The sequence below is a fragment of the Vibrio sp. ECSMB14106 genome, assembly GCF_000972265.1.
In the GTDB taxonomy this organism is placed as follows: domain Bacteria; phylum Pseudomonadota; class Gammaproteobacteria; order Enterobacterales; family Vibrionaceae; genus Vibrio; species Vibrio kanaloae.
Window position 1 is genome coordinate 1 of record NZ_LAUM01000070.1, and the last position, 1,197, is coordinate 1,197.

Annotated in this window: 2 protein-coding genes; both read right to left on the minus strand. The window is 38.4% G+C overall.

Annotated features, from left to right (window positions below):
* Positions 1–148: 148 nt before the first annotated feature.
* On the minus strand, positions 149–421 hold the full coding sequence (locus WR49_RS20675) for a hypothetical protein (RefSeq protein ID WP_046225273.1): 273 nt from the start codon (positions 419–421) through the stop codon (positions 149–151).
* Between the two features lie 155 nt (positions 422–576).
* Positions 577–972 carry a DUF6232 family protein gene (locus tag WR49_RS20680; protein WP_231574732.1) on the minus strand — a complete coding sequence of 132 codons (396 nt, stop codon included), beginning with the start codon at positions 970–972 and terminating at the stop codon, positions 577–579.
* Between the last annotated feature and the right edge of the window lie 225 nt (positions 973–1,197).

Consider the following 1,197-nt stretch of genomic DNA (forward strand, 5'->3'; position numbering starts at 1 on the left):
ATAAAGGTAGCGCCAAAAATTAACTATTGACGCCATAGTCTCTTGTTATGTGCAAGCTTCCCCCGAGTGGATGTCCCGCTATATATCAAGACTGGTACCAATTCTTTTCTGTTAACTTCAAGCAATTTATACCAGTCAAAAGTCATTGTTAAGGTAACGATATATCATTATCCCAGAACAAAGATTCAACCTCTAAACAAATAATCTGATTCTTTAGAGAACTGACATCTACCCCCCAGCGACGACAAATAACCAACAAACGCTTAATGGCATCACCTGAAACTGATGACTTGAAATGAATGTCTAGATTTAGACCAACACCAACTACCTTTTCAAACTCTGGTAATGAGTACAAACAAGCGAAAAAAACTTCTTCGTCTTCTTGTCCGTAAAAACTTGGTCCTTGAATGGTGACTATCATTCGTAACTCCACACTCTAAGCTATTTTAGACTGGCACATAACGCCCGCTTAAGTGGTGAGCAACACTGCCACGACACTCAATTATTACACCGTAAACACTTAAGCCAATTCAAACCAAAACCGCCGAGCGTTGCGAATCCGTCTTGAAGCGTTTGTTATGTGACATGTTCGAGTATACTGATTACCTGTTTTTCAAATATATTTCTAACATTTTCGTTATTAGTCTTTGCAACAGAAATCCACTGTATACCAGTTTCATCAGCATGTTGAAACTCTATTTGTAGTTCATATTTTCGCGATGACGCGAGCCCTGATAATACACCAATGACAATGGAAACTGGTGCTGTAATTAAGCCAAGAGATTCAGGACAAATCATCCATACAACACTTGATACGATCAAACCTATCGTCAGGATGCGCATTACGTGATCTTTAATGGCATTCGATTTTACTCTGGCATTTTTGATTTTACGCAACGGATATTGGTCTTTCTTAAAATCAAGAGTTGAGCTATCTATTCGAAAATCACTGGCGCTAATCATCGTTTGCATTACCTACTCTAATTGAAAATTCCATAATATAAAGCCAGATAAATACGACTAATAAGAAAAACTTAATTTGCGACTAATGTCATATGGCACATAACGCCGTGTTAAGTGGTGAGCAACGCGGCCACCCGACCTAAACCATTGTGACATAATCACTTAACTTAAAATAAGCCGAAATCGCCAAGCGTTGTGAATCCGTCTTAAACGCTTTGTATGGATAATAAGCAC

Coding starts and splice junctions, on each gene's coding strand:
- WR49_RS20680 (WP_231574732.1), bottom strand. CDS start 972: ATGCAAACGATGATTAGCGCCAGTGATTTTCGAATAGATAGCTCAACT.
- WR49_RS20675 (WP_046225273.1), bottom strand. CDS start 421: ATGATAGTCACCATTCAAGGACCAAGTTTTTACGGACAAGAAGACGAA.